Source organism: Leucobacter sp. NPDC058333, assembly GCF_042726155.1.
In the GTDB taxonomy this organism is placed as follows: Bacteria; Actinomycetota; Actinomycetes; order Actinomycetales; family Microbacteriaceae; genus Leucobacter.
Map to the genome: position 1 here is coordinate 1,478,301 of NZ_JBHXHV010000001.1, position 19,094 is coordinate 1,497,394.

The 19,094-nt window shown below is 64.9% G+C and carries 10 protein-coding genes and 1 tRNA gene; 7 read left to right on the forward strand and 4 right to left on the reverse strand.

Translation table 11 applies throughout. The annotated features are described in order from the left end of the window. Positions 1-49 precede the first annotated feature (49 nt). Both nudC and ACFWHR_RS06955 read left to right on the forward strand, forming a co-directional pair. A complete protein-coding gene (nudC, locus tag ACFWHR_RS06950; RefSeq protein WP_382447536.1) occupies positions 50-1,027 on the forward strand; it encodes an NAD(+) diphosphatase in 978 nt (325 codons plus the stop codon). Next, the gene (locus tag ACFWHR_RS06955) at positions 1,017-2,738 is read left to right on the forward strand and encodes an ATP-dependent helicase (protein WP_382447537.1); all 1,722 of its coding nucleotides are present in this window, start codon (positions 1,017-1,019) and stop codon (positions 2,736-2,738) included. The genes nudC and ACFWHR_RS06955 overlap by 11 nt, the downstream gene beginning before the upstream one ends. Here ACFWHR_RS06955 and ACFWHR_RS06960 read toward each other — a convergent pair. Both ACFWHR_RS06960 and ACFWHR_RS06965 read right to left on the reverse strand, forming a co-directional pair. Then, positions 2,694-3,578, reverse strand: coding sequence for a hypothetical protein (locus tag ACFWHR_RS06960; protein ID WP_382447538.1), 885 nt, complete (start codon positions 3,576-3,578; stop codon positions 2,694-2,696). The two genes, ACFWHR_RS06955 and ACFWHR_RS06960, sit on opposite strands and share 45 nt — an antisense overlap. A gap of 148 nt (positions 3,579-3,726) precedes the next feature. Beyond that, positions 3,727-5,127 carry a zinc-dependent metalloprotease gene (locus ACFWHR_RS06965; protein WP_382447539.1) on the reverse strand — a complete coding sequence of 467 codons (1,401 nt, stop codon included), beginning with the start codon at positions 5,125-5,127 and terminating at the stop codon, positions 3,727-3,729. Between the two features lie 131 nt (positions 5,128-5,258). Here ACFWHR_RS06965 and ACFWHR_RS06970 point away from each other — a divergent pair, with 131 nt between their 5' ends. Then, positions 5,259-6,392 carry a PDZ domain-containing protein gene (locus tag ACFWHR_RS06970; protein ID WP_382447540.1) on the forward strand — a complete coding sequence of 378 codons (1,134 nt, stop codon included), beginning with the start codon at positions 5,259-5,261 and terminating at the stop codon, positions 6,390-6,392. A gap of 93 nt (positions 6,393-6,485) precedes the next feature. Beyond that, positions 6,486-9,518 carry a UPF0182 family protein gene (locus tag ACFWHR_RS06975; RefSeq protein ID WP_382447541.1) on the forward strand — a complete coding sequence of 1,011 codons (3,033 nt, stop codon included), beginning with the start codon at positions 6,486-6,488 and terminating at the stop codon, positions 9,516-9,518. Positions 9,519-9,768: 250 nt separating this feature from the next. Here the strand turns inward: ACFWHR_RS06975 and ACFWHR_RS06980 are convergent. Further along, positions 9,769-9,842 (reverse strand) — tRNA-Met (locus ACFWHR_RS06980). Between the two features lie 534 nt (positions 9,843-10,376). Between ACFWHR_RS06980 and ACFWHR_RS06985 the strand changes: the two genes are divergently transcribed. The 3 genes from ACFWHR_RS06985 (at position 10,377) to ACFWHR_RS06995 (ending at position 17,910) form a co-directional block, all read left to right on the forward strand. Beyond that, positions 10,377-13,376, forward strand: a complete 3,000-nt coding sequence (locus tag ACFWHR_RS06985; protein WP_382447542.1) for a hypothetical protein — start codon at positions 10,377-10,379, stop codon at positions 13,374-13,376. 181 nt (positions 13,377-13,557) lie between these two features. Beyond that, entirely contained in the window at positions 13,558-15,345 is a 1,788-nt protein-coding gene (locus ACFWHR_RS06990; RefSeq protein WP_382447543.1) for a S1C family serine protease, read from the forward strand. Positions 15,346-15,492: 147 nt separating this feature from the next. Further along, the gene (locus ACFWHR_RS06995) at positions 15,493-17,910 is read left to right on the forward strand and encodes a CDP-glycerol glycerophosphotransferase family protein (protein ID WP_382447544.1); all 2,418 of its coding nucleotides are present in this window, start codon (positions 15,493-15,495) and stop codon (positions 17,908-17,910) included. A 35-nt stretch (positions 17,911-17,945) separates the two neighbouring features. Here ACFWHR_RS06995 and ACFWHR_RS07000 read toward each other — a convergent pair whose 3' ends face one another. Then, on the reverse strand, positions 17,946-19,004 hold the full coding sequence (locus tag ACFWHR_RS07000) for a glycosyltransferase (RefSeq protein WP_382447545.1): 1,059 nt from the start codon (positions 19,002-19,004) through the stop codon (positions 17,946-17,948). Positions 19,005-19,094: the final 90 nt, after the last annotated feature.

A 19,094-nucleotide genomic window follows, 5' to 3' on the forward strand; every position in this document is an offset into this window, starting at 1 on the left:
AGCGACGCGTGCCGGTGCCAGCCTCGGCCGCGCTTGAACAGGGGAACGCATGACCGCCAACTCGACTAGGCCACCACTCGCCAGCGGTGCACTCGACCGCGATGCGGCAACGCGAATGGACCCTAATCTGCTGGCCGCTGCCTGGAACGATCCGGCCGCAAAGCTCCTGGGCCTGCGCGGTGTCGAGATTCCCGTGCGCGAGAACGGCGATGAGGTTGCGATCGCCTGGGCAGTAGCAGGACAAGCGAACGATGCAGACTACGCGCCCGCGACCGACCTGTACCTCGGGCGCATCAACGGCGATCCCGTCTTCGCGCGGTCAGTGCCGGTGAACACCGAGCATTCGGGCGAGGAAGTGAGCGGGTCGTCCAGCGATTCACAGGCACTTGCACGCTGGTGTCACCCGTTCGAGGTCGGCGCACGCCTCACCGAAGCAGAACGGGAAGCGATTGGAGTTGCGTCAGCGCTCATCCGATGGCACGAGGCAGCTAGTTTTTCATCGCGCGACGGCGAACCGACGACGGCCATGCAGGGCGGGTGGGCCCGTCGTGACGCGCACGGCGGTGAGCATTTTCCGCGGACCGATCCGGCGGTGATTGTGCTCATCGAACACGAGAACCGAGTACTGCTCGGATCGAACGCGCTTTGGGAGACGGGCCGGTTCTCGCTGCTTGCGGGGTTTGTCGAGGCGGGCGAATCGCTCGAACAGGCCGTGCTGCGTGAGGTGTTCGAGGAGTCGGGAGTGCGGCTCGGCGACATCACCTACGTCACCTCGCAGCCGTGGCCGTTTCCGCGGTCGCTCATGTTGGGCTTCCACGCGCGTCTCGCGGCAGGGGTTGATCCCGAGGCGCTCACTCCCGATCCGAGTGAGATTTCCGAGCTCCGCTGGTTCACCAGAGATGAGCTGCGCACGCCCGATGCCAGCCTTACGCTGCCGATGCCGCTCTCAATCGCGCGCTGGATGATAGACCGCTGGGTTGCCGAGGGCGACACGACCACGAACGAACCCGATAATCGTGACGCCTGAGGCCGACGACATTCTCGCCGCGCTCGACCCCGACCAGCGCGAGATTGCCGAGAGCCTCCGCGGCCCAGTCGCGGTTCTTGCGGGTGCGGGCACGGGCAAGACGCGCGCAATCACGCATCGCATCGCCTACGGCGTGCGCACCGGGGCGTACGACCCTGAGCGCGTGCTCGCGGTGACGTTCACGCGGAAGGCCGCGGGTGAACTGCAGGGGCGATTGCGCGCGCTCGGTGCCGACGGAGTGCGCGCGCAGACGTTCCACGGTGCAGCGCTCGCGCAGCTCAATCACTTCTGGCCGCAGCTCGTCGGGGGAGCCGCGCCGAAAATGCTCCCGGGCAAGGTCGCCGCGATCTCGCAGGCCGTCGAATCGCTCGGCCTGCGCCTCGGAGGCGAGGCGCTCCGTGACGTCGCGGCTGAGATCGAGTGGCGCAAGACCCGCATGCTGAGCATCGACGCGTACGCGGATCAACTTGAGCAGCGTCCCGTTCCGCAGGGACTTACCGCAGAACAACTTGTGGACGTGCATCGCGCATACACGGGGCTGCTCGAAGAGCGTCGCCAGATTGACTTCGAAGACGTGCTCGTACTCATGACGGGCATGCTCGAGGCTGAGCCGAGCGCGTCGCTGCAGGTTCGCGAGCGGTACCGGTTCTTCACGGTCGACGAGTATCAGGACGTTTCGCCGCTGCAGCACTCACTGCTGCGGATGTGGCTCGGTGACCGCGACGACCTGTGTGTGGTCGGCGATGCCAGCCAGACCATTTACTCGTTCGCGGGGGCGTCGAGCTCGTATCTGCTTCGATTCGGAAAGGAGTTTCCTCGGGCCCGCGAGATCAGGCTCGAACGCAACTACCGATCGACGGAACCCGTCGTACGCATTGCGAACCGGCTGATGCGGGACCGTCCGGGCGCCCTCACGCTGCGCGCCACGCGCGAAGACGCTGCGGGGGCTCCCTCGGGGCGCGCGGCGGTCGTGGCCCCCGCGCCCACGTTCGAGTGGTTCGCGACTGAGCACGACGAGGCGTCAGCCGTCGCCGATTCAATCGCGGCGGCGGTGCGCGAGGGCACCCCGGCGTCTGAGATCGCGATTCTTTACCGTACGAATGCCCAGTCCGTGCGATTCGAGGAGGCGCTGCGCCAGCGCGGCCTGAGCGTGCGCGTGCACGGGGCGCAGCGGTTCTTCGAGCGCGCCGATGTGAGACAAGCGGTCATGCTCATCCGTGGCGAGGCAAAGGTGGCCGACACGCGCCCGCTTTTCCAGATCGTCAGCGACGTGCTGCGCGCCGGCGGCTGGTCTTCTCAGCCGCCCGAGGGCGCCGCTCAGCGCGAAAAATGGGAGGCGCTCAATGCGCTGCTCGGGCTCATCGACGAGATGCCGCCGGGCACAGGTATTCGGGAATTCAGCGAGGAGTTGCTGGCCCGCCAACGCACGCAGCACGAGCCGACCATGGAGGCCATCACCCTGAGTGCGATTCACGCTGCAAAGGGTCTTGAATGGTCGATGGTGCACGTCGCTGGCCTGAGTGAGGGGCTGCTGCCAATCACGCACGCGACGGACGAAGCAGCAATCGATGAGGAGCGGCGGCTTTGTTACGTCGCGTTCACCCGCGCGAAAGACGTGCTCAGGCTCTCGGGTGTCGCCGGGGGAGCCCGTTCGTCACGGCAGCCGTCACGCTTCATCAGCGAGGCCGGGATGATCGCTGCGGGGCACTGAGGCGCGGTGCAGCTCGGCGTGCGCCCCACACGCGCACTCGGTGTGCGGCACGACCGTTTCACGTCGGGGTAGGGCGGTGCCGATTCCGCGGGCGACCGGCAACACTACCCGCGTGTGGTGAACGAGCCGTTCCCCCGCGCGCCAATGGTGTATGAATTTCGCGGCGTATGCGGCGGCGAGGAGCGCTGACTCGGGGTGCTCACTGCTCGGCTGTGAGCCGGCGAGCTGAGCAGCGAGGGCGGCAGTTGCTGCGTCTCGCTCAATTCGGTCAAGTGAGACGCAGATGTGGCAGGGTGCGCCCTCCGGCGCAACAATCGGTCCCACGTGCACGGCGCCGTCGGTGAACCTGACGAGCAGCTGGGGCACTCCCGCCATCAGCCACCGCTGCGAACGTTCGAGCGGCTCCCAGAAGCGCTCGACAAACACGACCAGATCCAAGTCACCCGACGCTTCGTGCGATGCGTCAGCGGTGAAGACGCAAGCGCCGCTAGATTCGAGCCCGGCCTGCAGCGCCGGAATCTGACGGCCGCCGTCGCACACCGCGGCCCGCACCTCGGTGACCTGTTTCGCGCCGTGCTCGGGCACCGGGACGCGCAGCAGTGCCGGCCCAAGCTTCGTGAGCGCTGCCTGCACGTCCGCGAGCGGAGCGCCGACACGACGCGCTTCATGGGGAAGCAGTGCGGCGTCGACGCCAGTGCGCAGCGCGCCGATGAACCGTTGCACGCCCGCGCTTGGTGAGGTGATTCGAGCGATGGCACGCTCGAATCCGATGCGCAGCGTGGTGGGGTCTTCCCAGCAGATTGGGTACGCGGGATCGATGCGGGTGAGTATGGCTGCCATGCCAGTAGTCTGACCACCCCAAGCGGACATCTGGCGTTATCCACAGAAGCCGCGCACAAACGCAGATATCCGCTTACGTGGCGATCTGTGAGCGGATATCTGTGTCAGGAAAGCTGAAGCGCGCTACCTCGGGGGCACTCCCGGCGCGCTACGCGCGAGAATCGCCGTTCTCACCCTCGTGCGGCGGCAGTTCGCCGTCGAGCAGTTGCGCGAGCGCGGCATCGAAGTCGTCGGGTGCCGAGTCTGTCGTTGTACCCGCGAGCCCGAGTCGTTCGAGCAGGCGTGCCGGGTGGTCAAGCTCTTCCGAAGACGGCAAGAGGTCGGGGTGAGCCCACAGCCCGTCGCGCGTGGCCATGTCACTCCGCTCACCGACAAGGCGCCAGAGCGCTGCGGCTTCCCGTAGGCGACGCGGGCGAAGTTCAAGGCCGGCGAGAGCCGCAAAGGCGTGCTCCGCCGGTCCGCCAGTGGCGCGACGGCGACGCACCATCTCGGCGACCGCCTCAGCGCCGGGAATGCGCTTTGCGGCATCTGCGGTTACCACGTCAACCCAGCCTTCGACAAGGGCGAGCATGGTTTCGAGCCGCGCGTGAGCTGCCTCCTGCGCCTCGGTTTTCGGCGGAATCAACGCACCGTTCGAGATCAGTTCCTGAATCTGCTCGGGGTGCTGCGGGTCGATGTCGCGTGCGAGTTCCTCGATGCGATCAGTATCGATGCTGATGCCGCGCGCGTAGTCACCGATCGCGGTGAGCAGGTGCAAGCGCAGCCATTTTGTGTGGCGGAACAGACGCGCGTGGGCGAGCTCGCGAATAGCGAGGTACAGAGTCACGGTCTCTGGATCCTGGTCGAGGCCCTCAGCGAACGCGGCAACTCCAGTCGGAAGCAGCGCACCGCCCTCGCGGCCCTCTCCCGAGAGCAGCGGAATGCCGATATCGCCAGCCGACACGACCTCACCCGAGAGGCGGCCAACGATGGTTCCGAGTTGCACTGCGAACAACGCGCCGCCCACGCTGCGAAGCATTGGCGACGCACCCTGCAGGGCACTACTGAGCTCTTCGGGCATCTGACTCTGCAGGGCGTTCATGAGCGCTCGCGTGATCGACTCGGCGACCGGCTCTGCGAGACCCACCCAGGTGTCAATTGACTGCTGCACCCACTCGATGCGTGAGAGTGTCTTCGGAGCGTCAGGCGTCGGCCCAAGCTCAGTGGCCTCATCGAGCCACAACGTCGCGACGGGAAACGCGCGCATGGCAGCGGCCGGATCGCCATTGCCAGCACCGTCGCTCGCAACATCTATGGCAGTTTTACGAGCGACCGACCAGTCAATTTGATCTGACGGATGCTGCATGGCTCCCTGCAGCGTGCTGAACAAGCCCTGCAGCGCCCCCGGGTCGATGTTGATTCCGGCAGCCTTCGCAAACTGTTCGGGATCAAAGCCATTGGCGGGGGTGCCACCGTTGCCTGACAGCATGTCGCGCAGAATGCGCTGCAGTTCTTCAAAGTCGCCGCCAGAATCGGGGCGGTCGACGCCATCGTGGTCGTTCGCGCTCATTGCCGCTCCTTCTTCGTTGCCTCCCGAATAACGCTACGGCACGGTGCTCAGATGCGCCTGCTAGATTGGCCGACGCTCGGCGAATTCCATTGCGCCGACTGCGAACAGGTGCCGGTGTACTGAGGAGCAAATTGGTTCAGCACGACGTCTCTTCAGGGCTCGGCGAGTGGGGAAACCCAGACGAGGATCGCCGGCGTCGACGCCGGTACACGGTATTCGGCTGCATCGCGATCCCGATCTTGCTCGCCGCTGCCATCCCATCGCCGTACGCCATCGAGCGGCCGGGTCCGGTGGTCGACACGCTCGGTGATGTGACGATCAATGCTGCCGCTGAGCCGGTAGTTTCATTTCCCGACGCGAAAACCTATCCGACGACGGGGACACTGAATCTGCTCACCGTGCAGGTTCTTGGCAGTCCAGATCAGCGCCGCAGCTGGCTGTCACTGCTGCCAGCGGTCTTCGACCCTTCCCAGCGCATTGCGCCGCTCACCGACTTCTTTGTTGAGGGCGAGACGTCTGACGACCGCGACGCACAAAACACCGCATTGATGGCGAGTTCGCAGACTACCGCCGCCGCCGCCGCGTTCCGCGAGATAGGACAAGACGTGGGCGTAACCCTTACGGTTGCGCAGATCGGCAAGGGGAGCGCGGCTGACGGAGTCTTACGCGAGGGTGACGTCTTGAAGACGCTCGACGATGAACCGATCGTCGACTTCGCGATGCTGCGCACACGCACGGTCGCAGCGGGAGCCGGGGCAACGCTTCGGATCGGGATCGAGCGTGAAGGGAAGCAGCAGACGGTTGACCTCAGTCCCACGATCCCTGATGGGGGTACTGAGCCGCTCATCGGCGCGACGATTTCAATCTCGTATGATCTGCCGAGCGAAGCCGACATCAAGCTCGAAGACATCGGCGGCCCGAGCGCCGGCATGGTGTTTTCGCTCGCGATGGTCGATCGCCTGACGCCGGAGGACATGCTCAACGGTTTGACCGTGAGCGGTACGGGCACCATGGCAGACACCGGCGAGGTGGGCCCCATCGGTGGGCTCGAGCAAAAAATGTGGGCCGCATCGCGTGCGAAGAGTGATCTATTTCTCATGCCGATCGGCAACTGTGCAGATGTTCCCGATCACATTCCCAGTGGCTTGCAGGTCGCTCCCGTCTCAACCCTGTCAGAGGCGATCGACGCGGTGGAAACGGCGGCTGCGGGCGACGATCCCGCCGGGCTTGAACGGTGCACAGCTGACAATTCTGCCGCCGGATAATTCGGGCAGCGGGCTAAGACCGCCCCCGGGTTTTGTCAGCGCAGCCCGGTAGGGTGAAGTGACCCATCCCCGCCCTGCACCCTCGTGTGCGCAATGGACAGGAAAGTGAACGAAGACGTGACCGACCCGAACCCCCCGGCCCCGGCCATTCGACGGCGTCGGCTTTCGCCGCTCGCAATTACCGTCATCCTGGTGGTGATCCTCATCCTGGGCTTCCTCGCGGTTGCCTCGGTGATGTCTGAGGTGCTGTGGTACCGCCAGACCGGTTATCTGCCGGTGCTCACGACGCAGTGGCTCGCAGCGGGCGTGATGTTTGTGATCGGGTTCCTGGGTATTTCGGTGCCGGTTTTCTTCGCGATCGATATCGCGTATCGCAAGCGGCCCGTATATGCGCGGCTCACCGCCCAACTCGACCGGTACCAGGAGCTCTTTGAGCCACTGCGTCGCCTCGTGAAGTGGGTGTTGCCCGCGGTCATTGGACTGTTCGGCGGATTCAGCACCGCGGCCCAGTGGCAAACCGCCCTGCTTTGGCTCAATGGCGAGAACGCTGGCGAAAAAGATGCGCAGTTCGGTCTCGACATCTCGTTCTACCTGTTCGATCTTCCGATGCTGCAGGGCATCGTCGCGTTCGCTTCGGCCGCGACGCTGCTCGCACTGATTGCGGGAGTCGCTACGAGCTACCTCTACGGTGGCATCGCCTTTGCCGGGCGCGATGTGCGCGTCTCGAAGTCGACGCGCATTCAGGCTGCTGTGCTCGCCACTCTGTATCTCGTGCTGCAGGCGGCAAGCCTGTGGCTCGACCAGTACAGCACGCTCACGGGCTCCGGTGGTATCCGCACGGGCGCAATGTTCCAGGACGTGAACGCCGTGATCCCGGGTAAGCAGATTCTCGCCGGCATTGCCGTGCTCGTCGCCATCCTGTTCATCGTGACATCGTTCACTGGCAAGTGGCGATTGCCGGTTATCGGTACCGCGCTGCTTATCGCCTCGAGCCTGGTGCTCGGCGTCGGGTACCCGTGGGCTGTCCAGCAGTTCCAGGTCGGGCCCGATGAGAAGAGCCTCGAGTCCGAGTACATCGAGCGCAACATCGCGGCGACCCGCACGGCGTACGGTATCGATGACGTCAAGATGGAGCGGTACGACGCCGTCACGGATGCAGAGCCAGGCGCGCTGCGCAACGATGCGGCGACCACCGCGAACATTCGCATCATGGACCCCGAGATCGTGTCGCCGACATTTGCGCAGCTCGAGCAGATTCGTCAGTACTACAAGTTCCCGGACTCGTTGAATGTTGACCGCTACGAAATTGACGGTCAGGTTGAAGACACCGTTTCGGCGGTGCGTGACATCAACATCGAGGAGCAGACCGGTTGGTACAACCGCACGCTCGTCTACACGCACGGCTACGGCCTCGTGGCGGCCTACGGTAATCAGCGTTCGCCCGGCGGCGAGCCAGTCTTCTTGGAAAACGGCATCCCGACGAGCGGAAAACTCGGCACCTTTGAGCCGCGCGTGTACTTCGGTATGAACTCGCCCAAGTACTCGATCGTCGGTGGCGATCGCTCGAAGTCGATCGAGCTCGACTTCCCAGCCGACGCCGAGAGCAACGCTGAGGCGTCTGCTGACGATGCGAAGCCGGCTGAGCCTGACGCGGCTGAAACCGAACAGGCGGTTGAGTCAGAAGAGACTGCAGAGGACGGCGGTCGTCAGAACATGACGACGTTCACCGGCAACGGTGGCCCGGTGCTCAATAACATCTTCACCAAGCTGATCTATGCGCTGAAGTTCCAGGACATGGAGGTGCTGCTGTCGGGCGCCGTGGTCGACGGGTCGCAGATTCTGTACGACCGTAACCCGGTGGATCGCGTGCAGAAGGTTGCACCGTATCTGACGGTTGATAAGGCGCCGTACGCCTCGGTCGTCGATGGCCGAGTCGTCTGGATCGTCGATGGGTACACGACCTCTGACAACTACCCCTACTCCGAGACGTCAGACATGAATGATTTGACCGTCGACGCTGACAATCCGCAGCGGGACGCCCTGGGGAAGCCGATCAACTACATTCGCAACTCGGTGAAGGCGACCGTCGACGCCTACGATGGCAGCGTTTCGCTCTACGCCTGGGACACCGAAGATCCGCTTCTGAAGTCGTGGGGCAAGATTTTCCCCGGCACGCTCAAGAGCGTCTCAGACATGAGCGGTGACCTGCTCAGCCACGTGCGGTACCCCAGCGACCTGTTCAAGGTGCAGCGCGCGATGCTCGGCGAATACCACGTCACCGACGCCGACGCGTTCTACTCCGCCGAAGACAAGTGGCGCACGCCCGATGATCCGGTATCCAGCACGAAGCAGGGGGCCGCGAAGCTTGCGCAACCGCCGTATTACCTGACGCTCGCGGCAGGCGCCGAGGCCGATCCGAACTATTCGATCTATTCGACCTACATCCCCGCTCAGTCTGGTGCGGGGTCCAGGGATATTTTGACCGGTTACCTCGCGGCGAATTCAAATGCGGGTACGACCGACGGCAAGGTGTCGGAGGATTACGGCACGCTGAAGTTGCTCACACTGCCGAAGGGCGACCCGATTCCGGGGCCGGGCCAGGTGCAGAACAGCTTCACCACCGACTCCAAGGTCTCGAATCTGCTCAATATCTTGCGCCAAGGTGAGAGCCAAGTGATCAGTGGCAACCTGCTCACGCTGCCCGTGGGTGGTGGTCTGCTGTACGTTCAGCCGGTGTATGTGCAGGCAAAATCGGGTACGAGTTTCCCGATTCTCCAGAAGGTACTGGTGTCGTTTGGTGATCAGATTGCGTTCGAAGACACGCTCGATGAGGCCCTCGACGCGCTCTTCGGTGGCAATTCCGGTGCCGACGCTGGTGACACCGGCACGACGCCGACGACTGAAGATCCAGACACGAGTGGGGACGATACCGGCGGTGATACCAGCGCAGGATCGGGTTCGGGTACAGGCTCAGGTGCGACCGCTACGCTCGACGCCTCGCTCAAGGAGATGAAGGACGCACTTGAAGCTCGCGATACCGCGATGCAGAAGGGCGACTGGACGGCGTACGGTGAGGCCGATGACCGCCTGAAGAAGGCGATCGAGGCCGCGCTAGCTGCGGAATAGCAGGTACGAACGTTCGCAGCGGGGTTCGGGTGACTTTGGTCGCCCGAGCCCCGCTGCTTTTGGTGTACTCGTCTGTCGCGGTACACGGGGCAGGAGCCAATCGTGAGGGGAGAGCAGAGTCGGTTCGTCGCTCACAGGCCGAAGATCCCGGAACGCCAAAAATACCCGGCGGGCGCTAAAACTGCTCGCGCGATACACAGCCAAAAGGCCCTTGATCTGGAACGAATTCCTGATCAAGGGCCTTTCTTCGTTGCGGGGGCGGGATTTGAACCCACGACCTCCGGGTTATGAGCCCGGCGAGCTACCGAACTGCTCCACCCCGCGGCACAAGACATTACTCTAGCACGGCATTCTGGGCGGTGCAAACTCGGCGTGTCTCGTCCCTGTGGACAGCGCCAGCGTGATGTTCGCCGCACGGGGGAGTATCACTGCACGCCATCCCGTGACCGCACCGGGTACGGCAGCTCCTGACTCGCGGCCTCGAAAGGAATTATGAATATGACTGCTAGAACACCGCCACCGAGCGTGCGCGGACGGCAATGCGGATCACATGAGAAGCCACCGGCCCCTCGCCTCGCCGCACTTGTCAGCGGGATCGTGGCGGGCGTGATTGCCGTTGCCGGTGCACTCACTGGTGCACCGACCGTCGCGCACGCGGTTCCGAGGGGAGAGTCGGTGTCGTTTAGTGGTGGGCTGACGATTTCAAATTTTGTGTTGCCCAGTGGCTCTCGCGCCTATTGCATCGAAGTGGGGCGAAATGAGCCGTCGGGGTACGTCTCATCGCTCGGCCGACTCACCTATCTACCAGGCGAGAGCGGATCATTTCCGTCCTGGGGTGACCCGCATGGCATGCGACAGATGAACTATCTGATTGACCACCACGGTCAAACCGCGAACGCGTGGAAAGCGGCCGCGGTGCAGCTCACAATTTGGCGGATGCGTGAGAACTTCCGGTCGGGGAACACAGCGCTTGATCGCAAAATCCACGTGTTGGAGGGTTCCGCCCGTGGGCAGAGACTGATTGCTGAATCTGATCGTCTCTACGCCGATGCAAAGTCGAAGGCCAAGCCGCCCGCCGCACCCAAGCCTGTGACGCGCACGTTACGTGTTGCGCCCGATCCGAGCGGCGCTGCTGGTCGCTACCGCGTCGCGTACCCGAAGGGTACGACCGCGTTGAGTGTCACCGGGGGAGTGTTCGTGAGAAACGGCGTCGAATCAATCTCGGTTCCTCGGGGTGAGGCGTCCGCGAGGTATGTGCAGGTCAAAGCGGGCGCGCGACACATTTCCGTGACGGGAACGTGGGCGTCCCAGGGTGGCCGCGGCTGGGAGCCCGCACTTGAAGTGCACGACACAGCGACCGCATCAGGCGCGAGCGGTCAACGAATCGCCGTAGCCGTCGGGAGCTCGTCGGGGCCCGACACGACCGGCAGATTCAAGGCTGCGCGTCACGACGTGCCGCCACCGTCTGCACCTCCTCGGGTAGCTTCGCAGGCGCAGCCGAGCGCCACCGTCGGGGGCACCATGACGGACTCTGTGATCGTGTCGCAGGCACCTGATACAACGGTTGAGATGTGGCCTGAGGCGGTCACCGATTTCACGGCGTACCTCGAACCAGAGGTTGGCGCTCAAAAATATGACGAGCGTTGGCAGCCAGTCTTGGGTGACGAGTACTTGGCGCAGGCGGCGGAGCCTGAGACGGGTGCGCTGCTCTGGAACGAGTGGTGGGGGAACTCGCGGGGCGAAGCGCTGCTCGACGGCACTGGAAGCCGCATCCCAGTAGCCGACGACACCGGCGCTCCGACGAGCGGCGTGAGCGCTGATGGCACGGACTACCCGGTAGTGGCGCTCGACGGAAATGGAAGGCCAGAAATCGACGACGCTGGCAATCCGGTGCTGTTGACGGGGCGAGACCCGGTGATGGAAGAACGCCGCGATCCCGTGACCTGGAGTGAAGTGGAGCTCGCCGGTCTCAGCACCGAGGAGCGATGCCTCGCTCAACCGGTGTTCCACGGCGGAAAAGTACCCGTCAATCAGCCGGGCACGTTCACATCGCCAGAGGTGCCCGTGCACTCGGGAGGCACGATTCACTGGGTCGAGCGAGTCGTGTCGAGCGGCAAGACAGTGCACGAGGGACGCTGCGGGCTCGCAAACGAAACGACGAAAATTGACCAACCCGCTGTGGTGACTCGGGCACTTCCAGACGCGGTCATCGGTGACGAGCTGTACGACGTCGCGATCATCTCGGGCAAACTCGCCGAAAAGGCACAGTACTCAGTGCGGTTCGAGGCGTACCGGGGGCCGGATCGCTCCGGCGGTCACGTACCGGTCGCTGATAGCGATGGCACCCTGTCCGAGGATTCACATGGTGACCCGTCATGCACGGCAGAGAACATTGTGTTTCGTTCTGAACCGATCGCGGTAACCGGACTCGGGGAGGTACGTTCGCCAAGCTTCACTGCGAGGCCCGAGCACGGCGCGACGATCTGGTGGGTGGAAACCCTCTCACTGGAGACACCGGATGGGCCTCGCACCCTGCACCGAGGTGCCTGCGGTATCGAACACGAGACCACCACCGTGGCGCAGCCCGAGATCGAGACCCGTGCCATCGAATCGGCGCCAGTCGGTGCGATGATCTCGGACGTTGCGGTGGTGTCTGGCGGTCTCGCGGCCAACGCTGGGGCCAGCTGGGAAGTGAGTTTTGACGGGTACCGTGCGCACACCGGAGATGGGCAGCCAACGTGTTCGGATGAGAACCGCCTCTTCGGAACCCCGGCGGTCCCGGTTACGGGTCCCGGGGAGGTTGCGTCCCCAAACGTTCTGGCAGAGTCAGACTGGGTGGGCGCCGTGTGGTGGGTGGAAACGCTGTGGCTGACGCAGGGTGACGCACGCACCGCCATACACACGGGCGCGTGTGGCATCGCGACGGAGACGACCCGCATCACAGCGCCCGAGGTGACCACAGACGCCACCTCGTTCGCAGCGATAGGGGATGTGATCAGCGACACGGCGACTGTCACGGGAGACCTTGCGGATCGCGCCGGAGTCGAACACCGAATCGTGTTTCGCGGGTACCGTGGCGACGCCTCAGCAACTGGCACAGCCGCGGCTACTTGCACGGAAGAGTCACTTCTGTTCACCCTTGACCCCGTGCAGGTGACCGAAGCCGGCAGCGTGAAATCGCCCGAAGTAACCGCACTCCCCGAATACGGTGACACGATCTGGTGGGTCGAAACGCTCTCTCAATGGGAAGGCGACACCGAACGTGAACTGCACCGGGGAGAATGCGGCCTTCCCGGTGAGACAACGACAGTGCAGTTTCCGACGGTGCGCACCGAATCTGCTGGCTCGGTGCAAGTTGGGCAGCCGATGTTCGACACGGCGATCGTCGGAGGCAAGTTGTCCGAGCGTCGCGACGTGGAGTTTCGAGTGCGATTCACCGCGTATGCCAGGGACGCCGGTGGTGCCCTGACTTGCGCGTCAGACACCGAGCTGCGTGAGCTCAGTGACTCCGGCGGTATTCGGGTCAATGGGCCAGGCAAATATCAGTCACGAAGCGTGACGACACGAGGCGCGCACGTCGGGTTCGGCGGTTATGTCGAGACGCTTGTCATGATCGAGAACACGAATGAGCATGTCATTGCCGTCGGAAAATGCGGGGCGCCGTCAGAGAATTTCGAGATCCGGCCCGCAAGCGCCGTTGCGCTCGCCGCAACTGGTACGGGCTCGGCATCACTCTGGCTGCTGGGCGCGGGTGCGCTTGTCATCGGCTGTAGTGCGGTGTGCTTCGGTGCTGCGCGGCGGTTGCGTAGACCTCGGGCAGCTCGAGAGCGGGGTGACCTGGCAGTCGGCAGGCCCTAACACGTGCTTCCCGGGCGGGGCGGTCTGAGGACGTGCACTCTCGACCGCCCCGCCGGGGCCCCCGAGCGCAGGCTGGCGTGAATTTTTGGGAAAGTTGTAGCATCTGCAGACGCTCTGCAGCTCTCCCAAACGTAAAACATAGAATTCATCGCCATGCTGAGTACACACGAAGGGAGCCCCCATGAGCACCACACCCGAGTACGACCAAGACGGTCGCCTCATCACCCCCTCCTCTGCGACCCCCGAGGCCGCGGCGGAGTCGCCGGCAGCCTCGGCAGCACCGGCAGCCCCGCCGGTGCAGCACACGCAACCAACTGTGCAGCTACCCGATGCGGTTCAGCCCCAGATTCCGCCGGTTGCGCCCCCGGTTACGCCGCCCACTCCGACGCAGCAGCTGCAGCACCAGCAGCAGGAGAGCTACGGCGTTCCGGCAGTGCCCGCCTATGCGCCGTACGCCGGAGACCAGGCGCAGACGCAGCACACTGCGCCGACGACTCCGCTTGACGGGGTGCACGTGGGCGCAGAGGCGGGCACCGCGTTCGGCCTCGGTGCCCATCACCCCGGTGCCCATGACCCCGGTGCCCACACCGCCGGGGCTCAGGCGCCAGGTTCGCACGCAACTGGCGGTTATGCAGGCGCCGGTGCACCGGGTGGTCCAGTCGTACCGGTTGCGCCGGGCGGAGCAGGCGCTGAGTCCCAGCCCAACGCGGCGAAGGGTCGAGCCGGCATGTTGCTCGCTGGCCTCGCCATTGGAGCACTGCTTGGCGGTGCTGTCGGCGGAGGCGTTGCCGCCGTGGTTTCAGCGAATTCCACCAATACCGGCTCAGCGTCGGCGACGGGCAGCAGCGCAATTACGCTGAACAACGCCGACAATGCCACTGCGATCTCGGGCGTTGCCGCGGTCGCGACGCCGAGCGTCGTCACGCTCGAGGTGGCAGGTGCCAGTGCCAGCGGATCCGGATCAGGCGTGATTTACTCCGAGGACGGGTACATCGTGACGAACGCTCACGTTGTCACGCTCGATGGAGCAGCGATGAGTGACGCGAAGATTCGCGTCAAGCTGAGCGATGGGCGCATCTTTGATGGCAGCGTTGTTGACGTCGATCCATACGCCGACCTCGCAGTCGTCAAGGTTGATGCGACCGACCTTCCCGCGATCAAGGTTGCCGACTCCGACAAGATCGATGTCGGTGATTTGACTGTTGCGATCGGCGCACCGCTCAACCTTGCAAACACCGTCACCAGCGGCGTCGTGAGCGCACTCAACCGCGGTATCTCGGTGGGCAGCCCGCTGATTGAGGATCAGCCGTCGGGCGACAATGGATCGGGCGACAGCGGCTCCGGTGACAGCGGTTCGGGCGATAGTGGCTCCGGCGACAGCGGCACCTCGCCGTGGGACTTCCGGTTCGGCCTCCCCGACGAGCAGGGCCAGCAACAACAGCCCGCCGCGTCGAGCGGCAGTGTGACCCTGCCCGTGATCCAGACGGACGCCTCGATCAATCCGGGTAACTCTGGTGGAGCGCTGCTGAACGGGAATGGTGAGCTCATCGGGATCAACGTGGCTATCGCTTCGACCTCCACGACCGGTGATACGGCCGGCAGCGTCGGGCTCGGCTTCGCTATTCCGTCGAACCTCGTGTCGCGCGTCGCAGACGCGATTATCGCGGGAGATCAGCCGTCGCACGGTCTACTCGGCGCCTCAGTCGCTGACTCCTCGCAAGACACCGACGCCGATGCGAACCACGCCGGTGGCCTGCTCGTAGATGTCTCTGACGGTGGAGCAGCGGTGAAGGCTGGTTTGAAGGCCGGAGACGTCATCACCGCGGTGGACGGCGTCGCAGCGGTCGACGGCACCTCGGTGTCCGCGCTCATTCGCGAACACGCGGGCGGCAGCAAGGTGACGATCGAGTACACCCGCAACGGTAAGGCCGGTGAGACCGAGGCGACTCTCGGCACCTTGAAGTGGTAACTCGACGCAATTAGGGATTGGGCTCCCGACGAACGCCGCGGCACGTTTCCTCACGGAAGCGGTCGCGGCGTTCGCGTGTCTGCGCGGAGTCGCTGTGAGGTCCGGCACGATCCTCTCGGGCGTACTCGATGCCCTACAGTTGAAGCGATGAGTACCGCCGGATTCGACTTCGCGAGCGGCAACCTCTCGAAGCTCCTCGCCATTCCGAAATACGCCCTGTCGTTGATCCTGTCGTGGTTCGTGCCGCGCGTCACGCTTCGCTGGGTGTTCGGCAGTGGTGCAGGCGTCGGTGAGGGTGCCCTCGCAGTCGCGCGGCGACTGCAAGCCACGCAGCCGGACGCCGAGATTCAGTGGCTCGTTGCCAATGAACACGAGGCCGATCGCGCCCGGGCCGAAGGGTTCACCCCGGTGCTGCGCCGCAGTCGGCAGGGGTTCTGGGCGACGCTGCGGGCGGGGCACATCGTGGTCACACATGGACTGGGCGACGTCAACCGGTTCGGAGTGACCGGGGGCTTCATCGTGCAGCTCTGGCACGGCGCACCGTTGAAGCGTCTGCACCTGGACTCGCCGGTCACCACCGCGGTGCGAGGCCCCGCGCCGGTGCGTGCGCTACTGCGCCGCATGTACCGAGCTGGTTCTCGCCAGGTTGACCTGTACGTCGCAGGTTCACCGGTCGCTGCCGAACGCCTGCGATCTGCCTTCCGAGTTGCGCCGGGAAAGGTGCGCGTGCTGGGGGACCCCCGCGACGACGCCCTTGCCCGTCAAGCGCTGAACCCCTCCGAGGCCGCCGACGCACGCGCACGAGTTGTAGAACTGCTCGCGGGTGCGGACGCGGACGCGGGCGCGCGCGCGGGCATTAGCTCGGGCGCGAACACGAGCTCTGGCGCAACAATCGCCGCGGAAGACTCGCTCGTGCTCTATGCGCCGACCTGGCGTGACGGTGAGGCAGATCCGGCGATACCGACCGCCGCCGAGGCCGAACAGATTCGTGGCGTACTCGCCAGGCTCGGTGCGCACCTCGTGATCCGGTCTCACCCGCTTGGTCGTGGCGCTTACGACGCGCTGCTCGGCGACCGAGTGCACGTGCTCGGCGCCGAGACCCTCCGCGACATCACACCGGCACTCGGGGCATTTGACGCCGTCATCACCGATTACTCATCGCTCGCAATCGATTTCGCGTTGCTGGGGCGGCCAATTCTGTGGTTCGCCCCCGACCTAGCAAGTTACGGTCGGACGCGCGGCCTCTACGAACCGCTTGAGGTCACCTCCGCCGGTCGCGTTGCGCTCGACTGGGCAGGCGTGTGCGAGCGCCTGATGTCGCTCGCAGTTCCGTCGGAACACCGCACGCTCGCCCGCGAGGCGAACGCTCTTGCTGCCCGCTTCCACGCGCACACCGATGGCAATTCGGCCGATCGTGTGCTCACGGAAATTGCTCGCCTGCGCACTCCCACAGCCCAGCTCATCCCGGCAGACGCTGTGTTCTTCGAGAGTTTTTATGGGCGCCAGGTCAGCTGCAATCCGCTCGCGCTCGATCGCGAGATCGCGCGGCGGTTCCCCGATCGGGCAAGATACTGGAGTGTCACGAGCGAACGGCAAACGGTGCCCGCCGGCGCGGTGCCGCTCCTCGTCGGTGGCCGTGAGTGGTTCGCAGCGCGCAGGCACGCGCGACTGCTGATCGTGAACGACTGGCTGCGCTACGGGTTCCGGCGTAGGCGGGGGCAGACGGTGGTGCAGACCTGGCACGGCACGATGCTCAAGCACCTGGCGCTCGGTCGCCCGAACGTCGGTTGGCGCACACGACTCGCGATTCACCGCGAAAGCAGGCGCTGGAACCTCATGCTTTCCCAGAACGCCCACTCGACCGAACAGTTTCGCTCGAGCTACGCGTTCCGCGGCGAGATTCTTGAATCCGGATATCCGCGCAACGATCGACTCGCGCGAGCGATGGCCGGAGACACCGCCAACCCGGTTGAGGTGCAGCTCGCGCGTGCTGGTCTGGGGGTGCCGCCCGGGGCGCGCGTGCTCGTGTATGCGCCGACCTGGCGCGACCGCGGCGTAACACTTGTCGACGATCTTGACGTTCGGCGGCTCGCTGAGGAACTCGGGGAAGAGTGGGTCGTGATCGCCCGTGGCCACACCCGCACGCACGCCTTCGGTGGCTATGGCGGAACCGACGCTCGCGTCATCGACGCCTCACAGCACCCCGACGTCGTCGATATCATCTTGGCCGCTGACGTGCTCGTCACCGACTACTCTTCGATCATGTTTGACGCGGCGGTGTCGCGCACTCCGATGCTGTTTTTCGTTCCTGATCTTGCGGCCTACCGAGACCGCGAGCGCGGCTTCACGTTTGATTTCGAACGAGTCGCCCCGGGCCCCCTGCTGTCCGAACGTGCAGACGTCCTCGCCCACGCGCAGGTGCTCGCGGCTGAGGGACGCGATGCGACGTGGATGCGCGAGTACGCCGCGGCCGCCGAGAACTGGCGTGAGCGGTTCGTTCCCCACGACGACGGCCATGCGGCGGAACGTGTTATCGACGCGCTGGTCTCCCGCGGGACCCTCTAGCGACGTTCGCCGCGCGCGAGCACCGAACGTGCGCGCTACACTCGCGACCGATCGACGACTCGGCCGCTGCCGAAGATCCGCCCGCCACCAAAGACGATGCCGCGCAAAAATCCGGTGCCCCAACTCAGGTGCATGGTCACGAGGGTTGCCGCGGTGAGCAAGCGATCGCGCGCACCGCGCTGGTCGGGAATGCGCGCCGTAGCGACGGCGATGCCACCGAGATACGCGACCGCCGGAAGTAGCAGAACGGGCCAGCCAGATGCCCACGGCAACACGCCGAAGGCGAGCAGTGCGAGAATGACGATGCTCACGGCGAGTCCGAGCACCAGCGCCCCAGGGGCAAAAAAGCGCCACGGGTTCGCGCGACCGTAGCGACGCACGAGCACAGCACGCCAAGTGCCCGTTGCGAAGAACTGACGCGCGAGATCGGCAAGACTCGCACGCGGCCAGTAGGTGACGCCGAGCGCGGGTGCGAACCAGATCAGCCCGCCCGCACGACGGATCCTGAGATTGAGTTCCCAGTCCTCGCCGCGCAGGATCGCCGGATCGTATCCACCCACAGCCTCGATGGCCTCGCGACGAAAGATTCCGAGGTACGCCGATTCGGCTTCGCCGGGAACTCCGTCACCGTGGTAGGCCCCGCCGCCGAGGCCATACGGGCTGTTGTACCCACGGGCAATCGCGCGTTGTACGTCGTCGGCACCCGCGGCGCGCATGACGCCGCCAACGTTTGCGGCGCGCTCGACGCGCAGCGCTTCAACTCCGAGGCGTGTGTAATCGGGAGTGAGTTCTGAGTGCGCATCGACGCGCACGATGACCGGATACCGGCTCACCGCCAGGGCACGATTGAGGCCAGCTGGGATATCACGTTCGGGGTTCGCAACGAGCCGTACGCGCGCGTCCTCGGCCGCGAGTGCGGCTGCGATGGCGTCGCTTGCGTCGGTAGATGGGCCGAGCGCGAGTACGATCTCCTTCTCGCCGGGATAGTCCTGCGCGAGAATCGTGCGCACGGCCCGGTCGAGAAACCCTTCTTCGTTCAGCACGGGCATGACGTAGCTCACGGCTGGCAGCTCGGGAAGGGGAGGAAGTCGCACGCCACGATCCTCCCATATCAGCCTGCGCCGCCCCCGCTCACCCGTGCTTACGCTCGGCGAGTGTACCGAAATGGTCGGAAAGGGGCCGGT

Bases quoted from the DNA above. Each gene is read 5' to 3' on its own strand.
- nudC (WP_382447536.1), top strand. From the start codon at position 50: ATGACCGCCAACTCGACTAGGCCACCACTCGCCAGCGGTGCACTCGAC.
- ACFWHR_RS06960 (WP_382447538.1), bottom strand. From the start codon at position 3,578: ATGGCAGCCATACTCACCCGCATCGATCCCGCGTACCCAATCTGCTGG.
- ACFWHR_RS06965 (WP_382447539.1), bottom strand. From the start codon at position 5,127: ATGAGCGCGAACGACCACGATGGCGTCGACCGCCCCGATTCTGGCGGC.
- ACFWHR_RS06975 (WP_382447541.1), top strand. From the start codon at position 6,486: ATGGACAGGAAAGTGAACGAAGACGTGACCGACCCGAACCCCCCGGCC.
- ACFWHR_RS06985 (WP_382447542.1), top strand. From the start codon at position 10,377: ATGAACTATCTGATTGACCACCACGGTCAAACCGCGAACGCGTGGAAA.
- ACFWHR_RS06990 (WP_382447543.1), top strand. From the start codon at position 13,558: ATGAGCACCACACCCGAGTACGACCAAGACGGTCGCCTCATCACCCCC.
- ACFWHR_RS06995 (WP_382447544.1), top strand. From the start codon at position 15,493: ATGAGTACCGCCGGATTCGACTTCGCGAGCGGCAACCTCTCGAAGCTC.